20 protein-coding genes are annotated in these 19383 nt (G+C 48.5%); 8 read left to right on the top strand and 12 right to left on the bottom strand.

Annotated elements, in window-relative coordinates; all coding sequences use genetic code 11:
- Positions 1-145 precede the first annotated feature (145 nt).
- Positions 146-1861: an ABC transporter ATP-binding protein gene (locus AC1DVJ_RS03660; protein ID WP_477588440.1), complete on the bottom strand. Its 1716-nt coding sequence runs from the start codon at positions 1859-1861 to the stop codon at positions 146-148.
- A 174-nt stretch (positions 1862-2035) separates the two neighbouring features.
- Here AC1DVJ_RS03660 and AC1DVJ_RS03655 point away from each other — a divergent pair, with 174 nt between their 5' ends.
- Positions 2036-2818 carry a lipase family protein gene (locus tag AC1DVJ_RS03655; protein ID WP_477588439.1) on the top strand — a complete coding sequence of 261 codons (783 nt, stop codon included), beginning with the start codon at positions 2036-2038 and terminating at the stop codon, positions 2816-2818.
- Between the two features lie 77 nt (positions 2819-2895).
- Here AC1DVJ_RS03655 and cysK read toward each other — a convergent pair whose 3' ends face one another.
- Positions 2896-3834, bottom strand: a complete 939-nt coding sequence (gene cysK, locus AC1DVJ_RS03650; RefSeq protein ID WP_477588438.1) for a cysteine synthase A — start codon at positions 3832-3834, stop codon at positions 2896-2898.
- A gap of 229 nt (positions 3835-4063) precedes the next feature.
- On the opposite strand from cysK, the gene AC1DVJ_RS03645 reads away from it, so the two are divergent.
- Entirely contained in the window at positions 4064-4822 is a 759-nt protein-coding gene (locus AC1DVJ_RS03645) for an exodeoxyribonuclease III (protein WP_477588436.1), read from the top strand.
- Between the two features lie 212 nt (positions 4823-5034).
- Here the strand turns inward: AC1DVJ_RS03645 and AC1DVJ_RS03640 are convergent, their stop codons facing one another.
- A complete protein-coding gene (locus AC1DVJ_RS03640) occupies positions 5035-5478 on the bottom strand; it encodes an SRPBCC family protein (protein WP_477588434.1) in 444 nt (147 codons plus the stop codon).
- A 14-nt stretch (positions 5479-5492) separates the two neighbouring features.
- The gene (locus tag AC1DVJ_RS03635) at positions 5493-7064 is read right to left on the bottom strand and encodes an ABC-F family ATP-binding cassette domain-containing protein (RefSeq protein WP_477588433.1); all 1572 of its coding nucleotides are present in this window, start codon (positions 7062-7064) and stop codon (positions 5493-5495) included.
- A gap of 116 nt (positions 7065-7180) precedes the next feature.
- Between AC1DVJ_RS03635 and AC1DVJ_RS03630 the strand changes: the two genes are divergently transcribed.
- Complete coding sequence (locus tag AC1DVJ_RS03630; protein ID WP_477588431.1) at positions 7181-7333, top strand: zinc-binding dehydrogenase; 153 nt, start codon at positions 7181-7183, stop codon at positions 7331-7333.
- A gap of 28 nt (positions 7334-7361) precedes the next feature.
- Here the strand turns inward: AC1DVJ_RS03630 and AC1DVJ_RS03625 are convergent, their stop codons facing one another.
- Both AC1DVJ_RS03625 and AC1DVJ_RS03620 read right to left on the bottom strand, forming a co-directional pair.
- Positions 7362-8153, bottom strand: a complete 792-nt coding sequence (locus AC1DVJ_RS03625) for a PhzF family phenazine biosynthesis protein (RefSeq protein ID WP_477588430.1) — start codon at positions 8151-8153, stop codon at positions 7362-7364.
- Positions 8154-8208: 55 nt separating this feature from the next.
- The gene (locus AC1DVJ_RS03620; protein WP_477588429.1) at positions 8209-9099 is read right to left on the bottom strand and encodes a LysR family transcriptional regulator; all 891 of its coding nucleotides are present in this window, start codon (positions 9097-9099) and stop codon (positions 8209-8211) included.
- Positions 9100-9265: 166 nt separating this feature from the next.
- On the opposite strand from AC1DVJ_RS03620, the gene AC1DVJ_RS03615 reads away from it, so the two are divergent.
- A complete protein-coding gene (locus AC1DVJ_RS03615) occupies positions 9266-11458 on the top strand; it encodes a YhgE/Pip family protein (protein WP_477588428.1) in 2193 nt (730 codons plus the stop codon).
- A gap of 187 nt (positions 11459-11645) precedes the next feature.
- Here AC1DVJ_RS03615 and AC1DVJ_RS03610 read toward each other — a convergent pair whose 3' ends face one another.
- Positions 11646-11858 carry a helix-turn-helix domain-containing protein gene (locus AC1DVJ_RS03610; protein WP_477588426.1) on the bottom strand — a complete coding sequence of 71 codons (213 nt, stop codon included), beginning with the start codon at positions 11856-11858 and terminating at the stop codon, positions 11646-11648.
- A 34-nt stretch (positions 11859-11892) separates the two neighbouring features.
- On the opposite strand from AC1DVJ_RS03610, the gene AC1DVJ_RS03605 reads away from it, so the two are divergent.
- Together AC1DVJ_RS03605 and AC1DVJ_RS03600 are read left to right on the top strand one after the other, a co-directional pair.
- The gene (locus tag AC1DVJ_RS03605; RefSeq protein WP_477588425.1) at positions 11893-12177 is read left to right on the top strand and encodes an FAD-binding oxidoreductase; all 285 of its coding nucleotides are present in this window, start codon (positions 11893-11895) and stop codon (positions 12175-12177) included.
- A 227-nt stretch (positions 12178-12404) separates the two neighbouring features.
- Positions 12405-12533 (top strand): hypothetical protein, encoded by a 129-nt coding sequence (locus AC1DVJ_RS03600; protein ID WP_477588423.1) that lies wholly within the window; start codon positions 12405-12407, stop codon positions 12531-12533.
- Positions 12534-12650: 117 nt separating this feature from the next.
- Here AC1DVJ_RS03600 and AC1DVJ_RS03595 read toward each other — a convergent pair whose 3' ends face one another.
- Positions 12651-13928 (bottom strand): MFS transporter, encoded by a 1278-nt coding sequence (locus AC1DVJ_RS03595; protein WP_477588421.1) that lies wholly within the window; start codon positions 13926-13928, stop codon positions 12651-12653.
- Positions 13907-14578 carry an ArsR/SmtB family transcription factor gene (locus AC1DVJ_RS03590; RefSeq protein WP_477588419.1) on the bottom strand — a complete coding sequence of 224 codons (672 nt, stop codon included), beginning with the start codon at positions 14576-14578 and terminating at the stop codon, positions 13907-13909. The genes AC1DVJ_RS03595 and AC1DVJ_RS03590 overlap by 22 nt, the downstream gene beginning before the upstream one ends.
- Positions 14579-14767: 189 nt before the next feature.
- Here AC1DVJ_RS03590 and AC1DVJ_RS03585 point away from each other — a divergent pair, with 189 nt between their 5' ends.
- A complete protein-coding gene (locus AC1DVJ_RS03585; protein ID WP_477588417.1) occupies positions 14768-16069 on the top strand; it encodes an MFS transporter in 1302 nt (433 codons plus the stop codon).
- A complete protein-coding gene (locus tag AC1DVJ_RS03580) occupies positions 16044-16961 on the top strand; it encodes a polysaccharide deacetylase family protein (RefSeq protein WP_477588415.1) in 918 nt (305 codons plus the stop codon). Before AC1DVJ_RS03585 ends, AC1DVJ_RS03580 begins: the two co-directional genes overlap by 26 nt.
- A gap of 128 nt (positions 16962-17089) precedes the next feature.
- Here the strand turns inward: AC1DVJ_RS03580 and AC1DVJ_RS03575 are convergent, their stop codons facing one another.
- The 3 genes from AC1DVJ_RS03575 to AC1DVJ_RS03565 all read right to left on the bottom strand — a co-directional run bounded on the left by AC1DVJ_RS03575 (position 17090) and on the right by AC1DVJ_RS03565 (position 19291).
- Complete coding sequence (locus AC1DVJ_RS03575) at positions 17090-17725, bottom strand: prolyl hydroxylase family protein (RefSeq protein WP_477588413.1); 636 nt, start codon at positions 17723-17725, stop codon at positions 17090-17092.
- A 218-nt stretch (positions 17726-17943) separates the two neighbouring features.
- Positions 17944-18789, bottom strand: a complete 846-nt coding sequence (locus AC1DVJ_RS03570; protein ID WP_477588411.1) for a sulfurtransferase — start codon at positions 18787-18789, stop codon at positions 17944-17946.
- Positions 18790-18817: 28 nt separating this feature from the next.
- Entirely contained in the window at positions 18818-19291 is a 474-nt protein-coding gene (locus tag AC1DVJ_RS03565; RefSeq protein WP_477588409.1) for an N-acetyltransferase family protein, read from the bottom strand.
- Positions 19292-19383 lie beyond the last annotated feature (92 nt).

Below are 19383 nucleotides of genomic sequence, written 5' to 3'. Positions count from 1 at the left end.
CTCAATTATTATTTACCTGCGGTAAAATAGATTTTCGTATTGTCATAGTTTATCATGAAGCTTTTGGAAAGGACTAGTACATTCTGCAGAAAATGAGAAAAGCTTTCACCTCCCACAATTAAGTGGGAAGTGAAAGCTTCCTAACCTAAGAGCTAAACTGCGCGTGATGCAGTCGGCTATACACACCGCCAACAGCGATAAGTTCCTCGTGCGCGCCTTGCTCGGTGATGCCTTCTTCCGTTACAACAACGATACGGTCAGCGTTCTTGATCGTCGCGAGTCGATGCGCAATGACGAGCGTCGTGCGGCCCTTCGACAGCTCCGCCAAGGATTGCTGGATCGCCGCTTCGGTCTCTGTATCCAGCGCCGATGTCGCCTCATCTAGGATGAGAATCGGCGGATTCTTCAAGAACATGCGCGCGATCGCGAGGCGCTGCTTCTGCCCGCCGGAGAGCTTGACGCCGCGCTCTCCGATCACCGTATCCAGCCCCTTCGGCTGGGACTGGATATACCCCTGCAGCTGCGCGCGACGCGCAGCGTCCCAGATCTCCTCATCCGTCGCGCCTAGCTTGCCGTACGCAATGTTCTCCCGCATCGTGCCGGAGAACAGAAACACATCCTGCTGCACGATGCCGATTTGGCGGCGCAGCGATTCCAACTCGATCTGACGGACATCGAGTCCATCAATCGTGATGCTGCCTTCGGTGACATCGTAGAAGCGAGGCAACAGAGAACAGATGGTCGTTTTGCCTGCGCCGGATGGCCCGACGAATGCGACCGTCTCTCCCGCTCGAATAGAAAGGGAGATGTTGTTCAAGACGCGATCTTCGTCCCCGTAACCGAAGGAGACGCTATCAAACTTGATCTGCCCCTCCAGGTGATCCACCTTGCGGGCATTCGGATGATCAGCCACCTCAGGCTCGGTATCGATCACTTCGATGTATCTTTTGAAGCCAGCAATCCCCTTCGGATAGCTCTCAATGACGTTATTGATTTTCTGAATGGGACCCAAGAATACACTGGTTAATAGTACGAAGGCAATAAACTCACCATAGCTAATTTGCTTATCGATAACAAACCAAGTACCACAGATGAGCACGAATACCGTAACGGAACGCATTAAAATGTAGCTTAATGAAATGTTCCACGCCATGATTTTATAAGAAGCCAGCTTCGTCAATCGGAATCGTCCATTGTTCACATCGAATAATTTCTTCTCATGAGATTCATTCGCGAATGCTTGTACCACTCGAATACCGCCAATGTTATCTTCGACTCTCGCATTAATATCCGCAAGATCGCCCATCATGCGACGGAACGTCTTTGTCATTTTCTGATTAAAATACACTGCAATCCATAACAGGAATGGCACAATGACGAAAGTTAACAGTGCCAGCTTCACATTAATTTGCAGCATGAGTATAAGTGCGCCAATGAGCGTCATCACGGCAATAAACAGATCCTCAGGTCCATGATGCGCAACCTCGCCGATTTCTAGCAAATCATTCGACATACGCGACATTAACTGCCCTGTTTTGTTATTGTCATAGAACCGAAAACTCAGCTTTTGCAGATGGTTGAACATCTTTTTGCGCATATCCGTTTCAATATTAATCCCCAGCTTATGCCCCCAATACGTGACGACGAAATGGAGCAGTGTGTTAAGACCATAGACGGCAAGCAGACCTAAACAAGCCCATATAATCCAACCCCAATTGCCCGCAGGAAGTAATTTATCGACAACCTGATTGACGGCGAGCGGGAACCCAAGTTCCAATAGCCCAGCCACCACCGCACAAGTAAAATCCAATATAAATAAGTGCTTATAGGGCCGATAGTATGAAAAAAACCTTCTTAACATGTGTCTATTCCACCTTTCGTAGCGTTGACAACCAACATTGCTTCGCGTTTGTACTGGTTGCAACATGCCTATTATACCTGAAATCCCTCACAAATAGGCAATTGTCGGAGGACATGTATCCATTATTTTCATATGAATAGGTATATCTTATCCTGGCTGTGGAGGCATGGAATCATGTTCAACAACTCTATGGATACGCGAACTGCCATTCGCCTCGCGGCGATGTGCGGTCAAAGCTATACGCAACTGGAACAGGGTACGGAAGGCATTATATTGCCTGCTACTTATCGAATTATTACTCCAATTACAGCGAATTCGGCCTTTGGCGGGCGCGAGCTGTTTGGCTTCATAACGGAATCCGACAGCCAAATTGACGTTGTATTTCGAGGGACCTCCACCGCCTCAGATTGGATCTCCGACGCCATTGCTAGGCAAACCGAATTCCCCTATGCCAAACAAGGCGGCCTTGTGCACCAAGGTTTTCTGGATATCTATCAATCTGCGCGCAAGCAAATTATAACGGCCATGAGCAAGTTATCTGCTCACAAGCAGCTCTACCTGACGGGGCATAGCTTAGGCGGTGCACTCGCGTCATTATGTGCTTCTGATCTAGCAACGAATACGAAGTTCAAAGACCCTGCTGTCTATACCTACGGTTCACCTCGTGTGGGGAATACGACCTTCGCTAATCAATTTAACCGTAAAACAGGTCCCCATTACCGCATCTACAATCGCAATGATATGGTCCCTAAGCTTCCCCCGCTCGTTTATACATCTCCGCTCACGGGTGATCTCTATCACTATATTCATGTTAAAAAAGGCGTTGAGCTCGACTTTCCGACCGGATCGTTGGCAGGTAATCATGCGGTTAGCGGCTATTTCAATGAACTGGCAAAGCTGGATCCGAAATACGCCAAGCTCATCTGCGCCAAAACGCCGGGCTTCTGCCCGAACTGAAAGAGACTATGGGGATGGCCCCATAGTCTCTTTTTTGCGGTACTATCCTTCACGGTTAAATTGCTGCGTTACTTCCTCTATTCGAGTTCTGCAAAAAGCGCCGATGACAAATATCGCTCACCGGTATCCGGCAGGATGACGACGATTGTCTTCCCTTTATTCTCAGGTCGTTTCGCTAGTTGGACTGCTGCATATGCTGCCGCTCCAGATGAAATACCGACGAGAAGTCCTTCGCTCTTGGCCAATTGGCGTGCCGTCTCCATCGCCTGTTCGTTGCTTACGGTGAGAATTTCATCCACGACAGCCCGGTTAAAATTATCCGGCACAAAACCAGCACCGATCCCTTGAATCTGGTGCACGCCTCGTGTGCCACCTGAAAGTACAGGGGAATCTGCCGGTTCCACTGCAACAATTTGCACATCGGAATGTCGCTGCTTCAGGATCTCTCCTACACCCGTGATGGTGCCTCCTGAACCTACGCCAGCCACGAAGATATCAACCTTACCGTCCGTATCTCGCCATATTTCTTCCGCTGTTGTTGTGCGATGAATGTCGGGGTTGGCAGGATTGCTAAATTGCTGCGGGATATACGAGTTCGGCATTCCAGCAGCTAATTCCTTGGCTTTGCGAATCGCCCCTTGCATACCTTCGGCAGCTGGTGTGAGAACGAGCTCTGCACCTAGCGCTCTGACAATTTTTCTCCGCTCCTCGCTGAACGAATCCGGTAAAATGATGATCAGCCTGTAACCCAAGGCAGCGGCAGCAAAGGCAAGACCGATACCTGTATTCCCACTTGTCGGCTCAATAATGACCGTGTCCTGATTGATTTCCCCCTTGCGTTCCGCATCCTTCAGCATGGCATAGCCAATGCGATCCTTCACACTCCCTGCCGGATTGAAATACTCCAGCTTCGCGACAATTCGCGCTTCTACCTCTTGCCGTTTATTGAAATTCCAGAGCTCAAGCAGCGGTGTATTGCCGATTAGCTCTGTTAAGTTATTGTATATTTTGGTCATTGGGGGACCCTCACTTTCACAGGTGTAATATTAAACCTATACGTTTAGTAGGATAAATAAAGTATAGCACCAGCCGAGAAAGAATTTAAATCAATAATCCTGATGAATTGGTGTGGTATTTTCTTATATTGGGGGATTTGTTGGAATAGGACAACCCTATGGGCGAACATATGGTACACTGTTTTTTAGGTTGTACAAATTATAAGCAGAGAGCAAGGAGAAACAGCATATGAAACTCGTATCTTGGAATGTAAATGGCTTGCGAGCCTGCGTGAATAAAGGATTTACGGAATATTTTAAAGAGGTGAATGCTGACTTATTCTGCCTGCAGGAGACGAAATTGCAAGAGGGACAGATCGACCTCGACCTCGGCGAGGGGTATAAGCAATATTGGAATTATGCGGAGAAAAAAGGGTATTCCGGCACAGCTGTTTTCTCAAAAGTGGAGCCACTTTCTATCCGTTATGGCATCGAAGAAGATTCAGAGCCCGAAGGTCGCATCCTGACCTTGGAATTCGAGAACTTCTATCTCGTGACGGTGTACACACCGAATGCGAAGCGTGATTTATCCAGACTGCCCTATCGGTTAGAGTGGGAAGATCGGTTTCGCGATTATTTAGTCGGATTAGATGCGGCTAAGCCCGTATTGGTTTGCGGTGATTTGAACGTGGCCCATAACGAAATCGATTTGAAAAATGCCAAAGGCAATCACAACAACTCCGGCTTCACCCTCGAAGAGCGTGGCAAAATGACGGACTTACTGGCAGCAGGCTTTGTCGATACGTTCCGACATCTCTATCCAGAAAGAACGGACATGTATTCATGGTGGTCCAATATGCCAGGCGTTCGTGCCCGGAATGTGGGATGGCGGATTGACTATTTCCTCGCGTCAGCGCGCTTAGCACCTAAGATTACTGAGTCATCGATTGCTTGCGATATTCTAGGGAGCGATCATTGTCCGGTTGTTTTGGAGTTGGATTTAGTCTAAAGAGCTAGGCTGAGCCCAATGGTGTTTGGCATTTTGGCTTTTCTGGCTGTTGGGATCGCGGCTTATGCCTTGCTACAGAGCCCCTTCAATTGTGAAGGGGCTTCTATTTTCCAGTTGTCATATTCAGGATGCTCGTTAAAATTAAGAAAAAAAGAGAATCCTTAGGATCCCCTCTTTATTTATGCCTAATCACTTTTGAAAGACCGAAACTTTTAATAAGGCAACGCTCGACCTTCCAGATGGGCCTTCAAATTCTCCAAAGACATGGCGTAGCCCTCTTCCGTCGGCTTCGCCTGTTCCTTCGTTTCATACCCTGTCTCCGTCATGGTCACACGTATGCCGTCCCCTTCCTTCGCTAGGAGAAAGGTCGTGATCATCTCGTAATCGGGTATCCCCAGATCCCACCGCAATGCAATGTGTTGCAGTGGTTCAAGCCCCTCGATGATTGCGCGCAAGGTAACAACGTCCGTACCTGTATGGTAAGCATTCGGGGAGTGATGGAAGTATACCGTTGCGCCAGGCTCAAGCGATGGAATGTCCCAAGGTGAACCGGGTGCGTACCAAAGGGAAAGCTCCCCCGCTTCGGTTACTGCTTGCCACGCACGTTCTAGCGAAACTTGAATCCATATGCTTTGTCCCACTGTAAACCGACCCATACGATCCCTCCCATTTATAGATTCTGCTCGCTAACCCCCGTTGCCGGATCGAACGTCAGCATTTTCGTGCCGATTTTATCGATGAAGAAGCGATCGTGGCTGACCGTAATCACAGCACCAGGGAAATGAATCAAGGCCTGCTCCATGACTTGAATACTCATGAGATCCAAATGATTCGTCGGCTCATCTAAGATGATAACTGCGGCGCCCGAAAGCAGGCATTTAGCTAGCGCGACACGCGCTTTTTGGCCCCCAGAGAGGTTACCGATGAACTTGCTGAGATCCATCTCCGAGAATTGCAGCATGGCGAGGAATTTGTTCACCTTTTTCCGCGGGGCATCCAGTCCCAAGCCGTACGTATTCACCGCGTGGCTAACCGTATCCTTCGGATTTAGCTCCTCCCACATCCGGTTAAAGTAGGCGTAGCTGACGCCTTTTTCCCAGATGACCTCGCCGGACTCCGGCTTCTCCTGTCCCGTAAGCACCTTAATGAGCGTGGATTTCCCGCTTCCATTCGGGCCAACGATGACTAGGCGGTCTTCCTTTTGAATATCGAAGCTGACGTCCTGGAAAATGGTCCGACCCTCATAGGTCTGCCCGATCCCCTTAACTTCACACAGCTTGTCCGGAAACCGCAGTCGCTCATAAATATCCGTGATCAACACGTTGACTGGGTGCGGTTCTATGCGTTTTTTGTTATCGGCTAGCTGACGCGAGAGACGGTCCTTGGACGTTTTCTTGCTGGCGCGGCTATCGATGGCTTCCGATTCCATGAGGAGCAGCTCTTCTTCCCACTCAAATTGGCGGTCGAGCTCCTTTTTGCGCATCTTCTTTTTGCGGATATAGTCGGTGTAATTGCCCTCATAGTCCTGAAAACGATAGTTCTCGATCTCGATCACCTGCGTAACCACTTTGTCGATAAATTCTCGGTCATGGGATATCAGAATCATCGCGCCTTTGAAGCGATAAAGCCACTGCTCCAACCATGCAATACCTTCGATATCCAAGTAGTTGGTCGGCTCGTCCAGCAGGACAACATCAGGTAGCTCGATGAGCATTTTGGCCAGCGCAGCACGGTTTCTCCAACCACCGGATAACTCATCAATGGGCTGATGACGCGACCGCTCATTAAACCCAAGCTTCGTAAGCACTGTATTAATCTCAACGGATACATTCCATCCGTCCAAATGCTCCATTTGCTCAAATAGCTCAGCCTGCCTCGTCAACAGCTTATCCATTTCTCCGTCATCGGTGACGATACCAAGCTTTTCTCCAACCTCCTGCAACTCGCGTTCAATAAGCGCAACCTGCTCGAAACACATTTCCAACTCTTGCTGAACGGACAAGCTTCCGGTCATTTCAGAAAATTGCGAGAAGTACCCTATTTTGACCTGCGGGTCTATTTCTACTTTGCCTAACGTCGGCTCTTCCTTACCCATGATCAGTCTAAAAACCGTCGATTTCCCGGAACCGTTCCGTCCAATTAAGCCGATACGCTCACCTTGGCTCACCTTAAAATAAATATCGCGGAAGATCATCGTATCTTCATATTTCTTCGTGACGTTCTCTAAACGAATTACGCTCATGGCTATCCCCTTTTACCTGCATCAGTTCTAGGCTGATTATATCATGTTTGGGTTAAAGGCATTTTATTTAGCTAAAAAGGTTCAGGATACGAACATAGATACAGAAATTTTTTGAGATGGGAAAGATAAGAGCAGTGATCGATAAGCGCTACCCGTTGGAACAAATGGCCGAGGCTCATCGATATGCTGAGACTGGGCGTAAGAAAGGGGAATGTGGTGATTACTTTTGGGGGTTATGGGGCGAAGTAAAAGAAAAAAGCAACCGCTGAGGTTACTAAATACCTCAGCCATTGCTTTTCATTCAATAACTAAAAACTCACTCTTCATTATGGTCACCGCTTGACCAGACATTAATACGCTATCTTTAAGAAGATTAATTTTAAGATGACCACCTCGTTCAGAAGCCTGATAAGCAACCATTTCAGTTTTATTTAATTTCTTACCCCAATATGGACCAAGACCACAGTGTGCGGAACCAGTTACAGGATCTTCGTTGACCCCTACCGCTGGGAAAAAGCATCTAGATACAAAGTCATATTCATTCGATCTGCTTGTTATAATGATTCCTCTTGCGTTTATTGTTTTCAATATGTAGAAATTAGGCATTAAGTTTCTGACGATATCTTCGGATTCCACTTCAATAAAATAATCAAATCTATTTCGTCCAACAAATATAGGCTCGATTTGTAATGCTTCAATTAATTCCTTAGGATATTCACTTTCGCTGACTGGTTCCGCAGGGAAATTTAATTGAATCCATGAATCTTGCTTCACCGCAGTGAGAAGTCCACTTTTGGTATAGAAATTCGCAGTCTTATCCTGCGCTAAAATATTTGTTTCCCACAGCATATGTGCGCTTGCTAATGTAGCATGACCACACAAGTCAACCTCTGCGTCTGGAGTAAACCATCGAAGTGAGTACCCAGCGTCCTGCGGGAACAAGAAAGCCGTCTCCGATAGATTCATTTCGGTAGCTATATTCTGCATGACAACATCCTCGAGAGGTTCCGAAGTTAAACAAACTGCGGCCGGATTGCCTTTGAAAGCAGTTCCAGTGAAAGCATCCACTACGTAAATTGTCAAAGCCATACTAATCCCTCCAGTGCCCTTTCAACTTTCACTTAATTCGATGATTATAACCCATTCACTCCAAATTCGCATACAAATGCTGCGTATACTCTTTAATAATCGCAGATACCTCCACGTCCTTCTTCGTGATCCGCCACAAGTAATTGGGGTACTTCTTATATTTCCCGATCGGTATCGTGACGACCTCGCTCTTGAACTTCTCCGGCATGGTAGTCACAATGTAATCTGTTGCTATGGTAATGGCATTGCCGCGGCTCACCATTTGCATGATGGCTTGGGTGTTATTGGTCGTTAACGCAATACGGTTACCTGGATCTCCGGAAATCAACTCCGCTGCAATCTTCTCAATATAAGCGTCTTTATAAATAACGAATACTTCATTATGTAATTCAGAACCTGTTATGGCTGTTAAAAATCGCAAAGGGGATTGCTTATTCACAACAATAACAGCCTCCCCGCGAATCACGGGCTCCCAGGTAAACGATTCGTCCTGACTCTCTCGCGACAAGGAGACGAACCCCATATCCGCTTCCCCTTTCATGACCTGATTCATCACCGCTGTATTATCACCCTCCAGAAGTTGAACATTAATATGAGGGTAAATCCCCATAAAAGTAATCGTTGAGTTCGTAACCAATGAAACCATGCCGGGTATCGTGGCGATGACGATATTCCCTGCATTGATTGGATTGGACTTGGAGAGCTCATTTCTCATATTTCGGACATTGGTTAAAATGGTACGTGCATATTTCATCGCTTTGAACCCATCCTGTGTAAGAGCAATCCCTTTTTTGGAACGGGTAAAAAGCGTAGCTTCTAATTCATTCTCTAGCTGACTAATGGATTGGCTGACCGCTGGAACGGTAATGCCATGTTTTTTGGCCGTTTCTGTAAATGAACCAGACTCGACTGAATCAATGAAATACTGGAGTTGTATGACGTTCAACGACACTCATCCTTAAATTTTTATTTACTATTATAAATTATTCTTAAATATATTTTATCATTTGCCGGTGGTATTATACAGTGACAGTAATTGACCTTGCCGAATAATTCATTGGAAAAAGGGAACATCATTAACGACGATTGTCACAAGTAAAGGAGCATTGCAATTGAAAAAAAACATTTTATACGTATTCGCAGGTGAATTTCGCCGCTTTATCAAGAACCCCATGATGATCATCACATTTATCGCCGTCGCATTAGTCCCTATTCTATATAGCGGATTCTTACTTAAAGGAACATGGGATCCCTACGGTCAACTGGAGAAGCTGCCCATTGCTGTCGTCAATCTGGATCAAGGCGCTGATTTTGAAGGCGAATCACGAAATATAGGCAATGAATTTATGGATGAGCTGCGCAAAAATGAAAACTTTTCCTGGGGCTTTATGAGTGCTGAAGACGCCGCACAAGGTATGAGAAATAACCATTATTATGCCACCATTACGGTGCCCGCTACTTTTTCAACAGATGCAGCCTCTATTACTAGTGCGAACCCGAAGCAGGCGGAAATTATTTATGAATCCAATAGCTATTACAACTTTGTGGCCGGTCAGATCGGAGAAAGCGCAACGAAAGAGTTAAAAAACAAGCTGTCCAAAACACTGACGGAAGCTTACTCTACAAGCATTCTATCGGAATTCGAAACCATTTCGAACGGGCTTAGCGAAGCTGGTAAAGGAGCCTCTGATCTGGGTGCTGGCGCAAAATCCTTAAGTGATGGGATTCATCAAGTAAAAACCAATTTGGTCATCCTTGCGGACGGTACCAAGCAACTAGACGACAATGCTGGTTTGCTGCAAAAAGGAGCCTCGGCGCTAAGCTCAGGCGCCTTGGAAGTTAGCCATGGCGCCGCTGCCCTGTCGAGCGGAGCGAGCCAATTGCATGACGCAGGCGCACAGCTGGAACAAGGTGCGCAGCAAACCTTAGCAGGTACAGCTTCCTTAGTGACAGGCCTGCAAGCATCCCAAACAGGCGCAGATCAATTAGCCTCTGGCCTTGCCTCCTCCTCCACGGGAAGCAATCAATTGGTAGATGACCTCACATCAGCTGAAACAGCTAGTGAGAAATTGGAAGACGGCTCCGCACAAGTCGCCTCAGGTCTTGAGGCATTCGTCGCGGCGCATCCGGATTTAGCTTCGAATGCTTCACTTACTAAACTCGTTGCAGCCAGTAAAGAGGTTGCTGAGGGGAACAAGAAGCTGCATGACGCGCAGAAGAAGCTTCTCACCGGTGGTCAGGCCGTGGTTTCCGGCACAGAAAAGCTAGTAACCGGAGCTGAGAAGCTCCGTAACAGACAACAGCAATTAGTTGCTGGAGCCACGCAACTACAAACAGGTGAGCAGCAGCTGGCTGATGGCTTACACACGTTCAATTCGAAACTGCCCGCGTTAGCTGATGGGGGCACCAAGCTGCAGAGCGGTGCGGCGCAAGTCAGCACCGGGGCTGGAGATTTGGCCAGCGGCATGACGCAAATGGCTGCGGGCATTCATACAGTAGCCAGCGGAGCCGCGCAGCTGGGTGAGGGTGCGACTGAGCTTGATGCGGGTGCACTGAAGTTAGTTGATGGAAGCAGTCAATTGGCTGCGAAATTGAACGATGCGGCCAAGCAGACTGCAGCCGTCAAAGCGGACGACAAAACGATTAGCATGCTGGCAGAGCCCGTGAAAATTACAGCAAATGACGACCGCAAGGTTGCGATCTATGCGAACGGAATTGCTCCCTATTTCATTTCCATGGCTCTTTTCGCAGGCTCACTCGTTTTCACGACCATCTACGCAGCGAGAAGTACATCATCGCCAGATGCACGAGGGCTTCGCTTACTCGTTAGCAAGCTTCTAACCTTTAGTCTGATGAGTACGTTCCAAGCTTTGATTGCAACCACTGTTCTCACCTATCTCTTAGACTTGAAAGTACAGAGCATTCCCTTGTTTTACGTCTTTACCTTTGTCGTCGGCTTAACCTTCATGCTGATCATTCAAATGTTCGTCACATGGTTGGATCAACCAGGACGATTCGTTGTTCTATTGCTCATGATCCTTCAGTTGGCTTCAAGCGCGGGGACGTATCCGCTGGAGCTGCTGCCGAATTGGGCACAAGCCATTCATCCTTGGCTGCCCATGACCTATGCGATTCAAGGATTCAGGTATGTCATTTCCAGCGGTCAGTACGTTGAAATGTGGCATCAAATCGGCTACTTAAGTATTTACCTGCTAGCTTCCTTGATTCTAACAAGTGCTTACTTTCTCTCGCGTAAAAAGAAAGAAAGCAGCGACGATGAGCAATTAATGCCTGTAACGGTATGATAATAGATAAAAAGGGCTAGAAGCCACCAATATCAGTGGCTTTCTCGCCCTTTTTTTAATGAAAAAACGACAAAAAACAAAACGAGTTCTTCACACTTGCCGTCTCCCCGGATATAGAAGTTCATTTCTTCAGCTTAACACCGCTCTATAGCGAAGAAATGGCATAAGGATAATTATTCGTGGCTGACTATCCCCCGATTAATTCATACAGGTCGTTCACTTTGCAGCCGATGGTATCAGCAATAGAAATAGCGACTTGTAGTGGCATAATTCTCTTTTTTTCCAAATAGTCGACGAGCCGCTCGGGCTTATAATGCAAAGCGCGGCATAGTTCTTCTCTAGTCATTCCGTACTCATCTAATCGGTCTTGTAATAGGCAACGTCCAAGTTCAAATTTCATTTAATTATCCCCCTTATCCAAAGGAGTTGTTCCTATGGGAATATTAGAAAACTTAGGTAAACGCATTTCACATAAAGCTATCGTCATCAATAAGCACCAAATTGCTGAGCATACATTTAGAATTTCTCTTAAGCTACAAAATACGAAAGGTATTTCATATACCCCAGGAGAGTTTCTACGGGTATTAGTAGGCCTGGATCAACCAGTCAAACTAACAGATATGATCAGAACCTATTCCGTCTGGGGATATGATTCGACATCACAGACTATCGAGCTAGCAGTTTGCACGTTTTCCGGGTTCGGGTGCAAGTTGGGCTAAACGTCTGCAGAAGGATGACACCGTTTTTTTCACAGGACCAAAAGGTAAATTTGTCAGTGATGATTCCGGTGATTATTATATCCTTATCGGTGATGTCTCATCACTAGCTCATTTATATGAAATTAATCGTCATATTCCCTCTCACAAAAAAGTGTTTAGCCTGATTTACGCTGATAATAACGGAACAATTAGAGCTAATCCTAAAGCAAGCGCAAGGAAAAGGGGTGGTGTATGTTGGAGGCGATGGACGGGTTTGTGTAGCACTGCGTAACTACTTCAAACAACATGCACACTGGGAAATCGGGCAAATCAAAGTGAAGCCATTTTGGATGCCAGGTAAAACTGGACTTGAATAAGCCGCTGCAAATGGAAAAAACCACCTAAAGCTTGCACGGAAGTGCCAAGCCAGAGGTGGGTTTTGATATGTTGACGAGTGATTTGCTTTATGAGTACTGAAATCATTGGCTTAGAGCCTAGCGACCAATCCCTCGACGCGACCAAACCATAACCGGGATCAGTAACAGGGATAGGAAGCCTCCCGATAGTGAGAGAATGGCAAAGCTGGAATGGGCGACGACCATACCCGACAAAGCTCCACCCGACGCTCCCGCCAATGATACCAACACATCCACGGTTCCTTGTGTCTTGGCACGCGTGGCCAGGGATGTCGCATCGATGATCTGCGCAGTACCGCTGATTAAGCCGAAATTCCAGCCCAGTCCAAGCAGCGCAAGCGCGACGATAAGCCAGACCATCGAATCGGCAGGTGCCCATGCGGCAAGCAGTCCCGCCAACAGCAGCGTAACCCCCGCTACGCAGGACATAAACGTACGCCCGAATTTGTCCACGAGAATCCCCGTTACCAAAGAAGGCAGAAACATCGCCGCGATATGAATGCCGATCACCATGCCGACCGCACTCAACCCATGTCCGTAATGTTTCATATGGATTGGCGTCATCGTCATGATCGCGACCATCACGACCTGCGTTAGGACCATCACGGTTGTGCCGATGATAATTCCTCGGTTACGGCCAGTCGGCGCCAAAGGATTCCCAGAACCCATTCCTACAGACGGATTGGCTTCTTGTGCTTCGGCGATCGCTTTAGCCACCAGATAGGGATCTGGGCGGAGCATTACCCACAACACTAACCCCGCCATTATGAATGCCGCAGCCCCTAGCATGAACGGACCCGCCAGCGCAGGTGCGCCGACAGATGTCGCGAATCGTCCCATGACCCCGACCAAGTTCGGCCCCGCAACGGCACCAAACGTCGTGAATACCATGGCCATGCTGATGGCTCTTGCTCGCTGCTTAGGCCCCGCTAAGTCAGTTCCCGCATAACGTGCTTGCAGGTTCGTCGAGGTGCCAGCGCCGTAAATCAGCATCGATGCAAACAAAAGCGGAAGGTTATCCGCAATAGCTGCGAATACGACGCCAATCGCCCCAAGTCCTCCGGCAAGGAAGCCTGCGGTTAAGCCTACACGGCGGCCGAAGCGCCCAGATAACCGTCCAACTAGCAGTGCAGACGATGCAGCACCCAGTGTCAATAGCGCCGCAGGGAGGCCAGCTAAGCTATCCGTCCCGAGCATATCTTGCGCAAGCAGTGCGCCAACCGTCACGCCTGCGGCGAGCCCTGCTCCGCCAAATAGTTGAGCAATGATCACAACCATTAAGGTTCTGCGATAAAGCTGCTGCTGTCTTTCCGGAGAATGAATATATTCTCTAATCAATTCGCTGCCTTCAGCCATTCATGCTCTCCCCCCTCCAACTTGTACGCCGTGATCCCCTCCCGCAGCAACTTGGCAACGGTTTCTGTCGAGCTGATGCAGTAGGGACCTCTGCAATAAACCACTACTTGGGCAGGCCTAGGCAAATTGTGGAGATACAGTTCCAACTCATCCATCGGAACGGAGATGGCCCCCGCAAGATGACCCGCCTCATATTCGTCACGCGGTCTAACATCGAGCAGGATGATCGCTCCGGCTTTCATTTTCGCCATCGCTTCCTCCAATGATATCGATTGTACATCCTCATACCCCTGCATAAATTCCTGCTTGATCCGCGTGACGTCCGCAAGTTGACTCTCGCTAACGCGCCACATTGCAAACAAAAACGCGGCAACTGAAGGGTCGGCCAACGAATAGATCACATATGTACCTTTCTTGCTGAACTTCACTAGTCTGGCATCAAGCAAAATCTGCAGATGGCGGGATATGTTAGCGACACTCATCTCTGTGGATTTTGCCAGCTTTTCTACCGACTTTGGCCCCTGAGAAAGCAAGCTCAAGATTTCAAGCCGCTTGTCACTGGATAGACATTTCCCCACCCGGGCTAGTTGCTGAAAGAGTTCATTCTTATAATCTGATGCAGGATTCGTCGCATCGGGTTTAGATTCCATAATTGTACATCCTTCCATATTCAATTCATTAATTGAATATTAGAATAGGTGCAAGCTGTTCGTCAATCATATTTTCCCTGTAACAAGCGTTGTATCACTCCAATTACTAGTGATTCGAGCATAAGATAAAGGAAAAATGAGAGGAATTGTCGAAATCACTCCTATTCCCTACGGAGAAGGAGTGACGAGATGAGAGGCAGACTGCGCAATACTCCGCTGATGTTCGCATTAGGAATGCTGGCGATGACGATCCCTAGCCAAGCGTTCGGAGCTTTCTATTTCTTCTATTACGTGGATACGCTCGGCCTTGGTGTCGCGCTTGCGACGCTCGCGCGCACCGTGTTCCTCGTCTGGGATGCAGTTAACCAGCCGATTGCCGGCTACTTGTCCGACCGCACCCAGTCGCGGTTCGGGCGCAGACGACCGTGGCTGTTTGGCGCAATTCCGCTGTTCATGCTTGCTTTCATTATGGTGTTCAGCCCACCGAAGGATTTGTCTGAAGCCGGGCTGTTCACTTGGTTTTTGATCGCGCTCATCTTTTATGAGGCGATAGCGACAATCATTTGGGTAAACTACGGCGCGCTGTTCCCGGAGCTGTTTAAGGGCAACCGGCTGCGGGCCAAAGCCTCGGCGGTCCAACAAGGCTATCAGATTGTCGGGCTATTAATCGGCACTGCCGCGACACCGATCTTATTTGACGCCATCGGTTTCAGCAGCATGTCGATCGTGTACGCACTTATTTTCGCCGCACTTATGCTGTTGTTCCTCGCGAACGTCCAAGAAGATGAGGAAGCACAAACAGCGCAACAATTGAAAATGAAAGATGCGTTTAGGGAGACCATCCGCAACAAGCCGTTCTGGATATTCAACATTGCCAACTCCTTTGCGCAAACCGTAAATGGGCTGCTCTCCTCGGCGATTCCTTTTTACGCGAAGTACGTGCTTAAAATTCCCGAAGCTCAAAATACAGTCTTATTCGCATCGATCTTCGTCTCGGTTATCCCGCTCGTAGCGGTTTGGTATTGGATCATTAAGAAAATGGATCCGGTTAAAGGCTGGCGGATTTCGTTGCTCGCTTACGCATTGTCGGTCATTCCACTTTGGTTCGGCACGAACTTGATCAGCGGCATTCTTGCCGGCATCTTGGTCGGCTTCGGTCTCGCAGGCTTTCTCGTGACCCCGCCGATTGTAAGCGGCATCATTATCGACCGAGATTTCGAGAAGACAGGCAGCAGAAGGGAAGGCATTTACACCGCGGTCAGCGGTTTCATTACCCGCTCCAGCGGCTTGATTGCAGCAGTCGCCTTCCTCGTCGTAGGCCTCATCTTCGGCTACAAAAGTGGTGACGATCCAGGGCCTGACCCCGAATCGACGTTCCGTTATTTGATCAGCGTCGTTCCGCTCGGCTTGCTATGTATTTCCTTCCTCGTTTCGTTATTCGTGAAAATCGAAAGGATGGCGACCAATGGGACCAAAGATGCTCATCATTAACTGCGACGATTTCGGCCAAAGCCCGCCGATGAACGCGGCGATTATGCACTTGCTCGAGGAGCGCAAGGTGTCGTCCGCGACGATTATGGCTCCTGCGCCTTCCTTTCGGGAAGCTGCGGAGTGGAGCGTGAAGAAAGGGCTGGATAACATCGGCCTCCATCTGACGCTGACGAGCGAGTTCGATGCAATCCGATGGCGCAGCTTGACCGGGCATCATTCTCTGCACGACGAAAGCGGGCATATGCACCATACGGTCGAACAGTTCGAGCGGAAGGCCGAAACGGCTGCCGTCATGGTGGAACTGCAGGCCCAGTATGAGGCGGTGCGAGGGTACGGCATTCGGATTACCCATGCCGACAATCATATGGGCAGTTTATACGGAACAGCAACAGGAAGAAGTCATATCCCGCAAGTACTACGGCAATGCGTCAAGTGGGGAGTGCCGTTCCGTTTGTTCCGTAAAGTCCACCCGGAAGATCCCCTTTTGGCTGCAATTCCCGGCGTCGAACGAGTCGTCGCCAAAGCATCGTCCCTTGCAGGCGTGCTTGGGGTGGCGGTTCCCGACTATTTACTCTCGCATCCGTTTGAGGTGTTGCCAGGCGAGACCTACGAGACGTTTAAGCAATCGCTGATCGCCAAGCTGTATCGTCTGCCCGACGGCATTAGCGAGACGTACATTCATCCCGCCATCGACGATGCCGCGATGCGAGCTGGCATTCCTCATTGGGAGAAACGGGTGTGGGAATATCGGCTTATGCTGGATGACGACTTTGGCTATGCAATCCGCGACGCAGGAGTAATACTAACTGACTACCGGTACATCCAGAAACATGGCAGAGTGTCGAGGGTGGGCTCCGCGTGGGCGCTAGCGAAAGCGCTTATGTGGAAATAAGGTTTGCTTCCTTTTGTTCTGAAGATACCGACGCGTAAAATAGAAAAACAAAAAGGCTTTGATAGTCCTGCCATCCGGCAAAACTGTCAAAGCCCTTACTACTCAACCATTCCCTGTCACCAGAAGATTTAAATGAAACGATGCTTTTGTCTTCTCATCCACTGTGTTGCAACCCATTTCTCCCCAACTGCGACGGGATTCCCAGCATGCAACGTGAGTGCATTCAAGGAAATATCGTTATAAAAATATTCAAAATAGACGGCACTACCTTTTTTGGGCGTTACAGAAAAGTGAAGCGACGGGAAATGCGTTTCTCCGCCTTCTTCCACGTCATTTAAGTACATCACCAGCGTGCTAATCCGATTATTGGCAACATTTCCAGATGTGAAATAGTCACAATGCGACTGATACTGATCACCAGCATTATAATGTAAAATTTGCAGCGGCTCCGCATGTGAGATCGGTATATTCATCAGACTAGATACTCTAGTTTCGATTCTTTGTATCAATTCATTCTCGCTTTCCTCAAAGAACATGCTGCTGTTAGTTCTAATATCGCTTACGACGTGAGATTTACCGATTTTCGCTCGCTTCATCCTGTCTTTGGCTAGATCAATCAGAGCCTCGCATTCCGCGGAGCTTAATACGTTTTCCAATATCAAAATTAGCGGTTCAGCTATTTTCCCGACGATCGCAATCACTTTATCCATTGTTATAATTTTGTTTCCCGATGAATGAATAATCGTCTGCTCGCTAATGGTCATCGTTTCATCCCCCGTTATTGACTACTGAGGAAGTAATCGAATTTGCATGATTCCAGTTGTTTAAAGAGTTCTCTCTAGGATGTGAAATACCTTCCGTGAGCGTAAGCCATTGTTTGCTATCAGAAGGAAGTCCCTCAACTAGAGGGCTGGTTATTAGGACAAAAAAATACAGAGCATCGGCGTTCAACTCGCCCTGCTCTGTATCACTATTGTCCGACCTAAGCTTTTTCCTCTTCACCCGTCGCAATCGGGTTATCTGCCCAAGAAATCCAATCGCTCCAGCTTCCGCTGTAGAGCTTCACATTGTCAAAGCCCGCTTCGCTGAGGCCCAGCACGTTCGGGCAAGCCGTCACGCCGGAGCCGCAATAGACGATGATTTCATCAGCGTCACGCAGTGCGGCAAAGTGCTGTTCCTGCTCCGCAGCTGACAACCAAGCGCCGTTCTCGGCGAGAACGCCCTTCCAGAAGAAGTTGCGTGCTCCCGGGATGTGGCCAGCCACCGCATCGATCGGCTCTTCCAAGCCGAGGTAGCGGCGCTCCTCGCGCGAATCTACGAGCACGGTGCCTGGGCGACCGAGCTTGTCCTTCACTTCGTCCATGCTAGCCAGCATGGAACGGTGCACCTTCGGTGAGAAGGTTCGCGGGAATACCGCAGGTACTTCAGAAGAAACTGGATATCCTGCAGATTTCCAAGCACTAAATCCTTGATCCAATACGTATACCTCGGAGTGGCCGAGGAATTTCAGCATCCACCACAAGCGCGATGCCATCGCTCCGCCTTGATCGTCGTAAGCAACGACGGTCTTCGTACCGTCAATGCCTAGGCTGCCGACGAGTATCGAGAAAGCCCCGAGATCCGGGAGCGGATGCCGCCCTCCGTGTGCCATCAAAGCACCGGATAAGTCCTTCTCCAAGTCGACATACACGGCTCCTTCAATATGTTCCTGCTCATACTGTTCACGGCCGAAATCTGGCTTTCCAAGCGCAAAGCGGCAATCCGCGATAACGATATTTGCATCCCCAAGCTGCCCTAGCAGCCAACTCTGACTTACGATATTTTCCACGGTTCCTGCCACCTTCCCCTAACTATAATTAATCGCCCATCCCACTTGTGGGTATCACAGAAAAGGTCAGCCAATGACCTCGGTCTCCACCCATTTTATCGTAAAAAGCTTGCGCGCGTAAGTTATCTGGAGCTGTTTCCCAGGTTACTTTGGCATAATCATGTCTAGCTGCATAGCCTTTGCAAGCTGCAAAAAGCTTCGCCGCCGCTCCCTGCCCACGCTCCTCTTCAATTACGAACAAATCGTTCATGACGGCAATCTTAGCGGCACGCAGTGTGCTGTAGCTGAAATATAAGGTCGCAAAGCCAACTAATGCCCCCTCCTCCGTTTCTGCCACAAATTGAATGCCAATCTTCTGTTCGAGCAATTCATGAATCAAAGCGTTCAGCTTATCATCTTCAGGTTGTCGGTACTGATAGAAATCCACAATATAAGCGAGCATTAAAGTTTTGAGCTGGGGAATATCGGACATTACGGCTTCACGAACGGTCACTTGTGTCATCACGGGTGCCCTCCTTATTGTAATTGATATGAAAAATGCGATCGAACAAGCAAACAGATTAGTGTTCAAATAGTTACGGAACGTCATTCCGT

The organism is Paenibacillus sp. P4_A9, assembly GCF_056402415.1.
Note: the sequence above shows the minus strand (reverse complement) of the source record. Positions and strands in the feature narration are given on the sequence as shown.

Excerpts from the sequence above, each read along its gene's own strand:
- AC1DVJ_RS03660 (WP_477588440.1), bottom strand. The coding sequence starts at position 1,861 with ATGTTAAGAAGGTTTTTTTCATACTATCGGCCCTATAAGCACTTATTT.
- AC1DVJ_RS03655 (WP_477588439.1), top strand. The coding sequence starts at position 2,036 with ATGTTCAACAACTCTATGGATACGCGAACTGCCATTCGCCTCGCGGCG.
- cysK (WP_477588438.1), bottom strand. The coding sequence starts at position 3,834 with ATGACCAAAATATACAATAACTTAACAGAGCTAATCGGCAATACACCG.
- AC1DVJ_RS03645 (WP_477588436.1), top strand. The coding sequence starts at position 4,064 with ATGAAACTCGTATCTTGGAATGTAAATGGCTTGCGAGCCTGCGTGAAT.
- AC1DVJ_RS03640 (WP_477588434.1), bottom strand. The coding sequence starts at position 5,478 with ATGGGTCGGTTTACAGTGGGACAAAGCATATGGATTCAAGTTTCGCTA.
- AC1DVJ_RS03635 (WP_477588433.1), bottom strand. The coding sequence starts at position 7,064 with ATGAGCGTAATTCGTTTAGAGAACGTCACGAAGAAATATGAAGATACG.
- AC1DVJ_RS03630 (WP_477588431.1), top strand. The coding sequence starts at position 7,181 with ATGGGAAAGATAAGAGCAGTGATCGATAAGCGCTACCCGTTGGAACAA.
- AC1DVJ_RS03625 (WP_477588430.1), bottom strand. The coding sequence starts at position 8,153 with ATGGCTTTGACAATTTACGTAGTGGATGCTTTCACTGGAACTGCTTTC.
- AC1DVJ_RS03610 (WP_477588426.1), bottom strand. The coding sequence starts at position 11,858 with ATGAAATTTGAACTTGGACGTTGCCTATTACAAGACCGATTAGATGAG.
- AC1DVJ_RS03605 (WP_477588425.1), top strand. The coding sequence starts at position 11,893 with ATGGGAATATTAGAAAACTTAGGTAAACGCATTTCACATAAAGCTATC.
- AC1DVJ_RS03595 (WP_477588421.1), bottom strand. The coding sequence starts at position 13,928 with ATGGCTGAAGGCAGCGAATTGATTAGAGAATATATTCATTCTCCGGAA.
- AC1DVJ_RS03590 (WP_477588419.1), bottom strand. The coding sequence starts at position 14,578 with ATGGAATCTAAACCCGATGCGACGAATCCTGCATCAGATTATAAGAAT.
- AC1DVJ_RS03585 (WP_477588417.1), top strand. The coding sequence starts at position 14,768 with ATGAGAGGCAGACTGCGCAATACTCCGCTGATGTTCGCATTAGGAATG.
- AC1DVJ_RS03580 (WP_477588415.1), top strand. The coding sequence starts at position 16,044 with ATGGGACCAAAGATGCTCATCATTAACTGCGACGATTTCGGCCAAAGC.
- AC1DVJ_RS03575 (WP_477588413.1), bottom strand. The coding sequence starts at position 17,725 with ATGACCATTAGCGAGCAGACGATTATTCATTCATCGGGAAACAAAATT.
- AC1DVJ_RS03565 (WP_477588409.1), bottom strand. The coding sequence starts at position 19,291 with ATGACACAAGTGACCGTTCGTGAAGCCGTAATGTCCGATATTCCCCAG.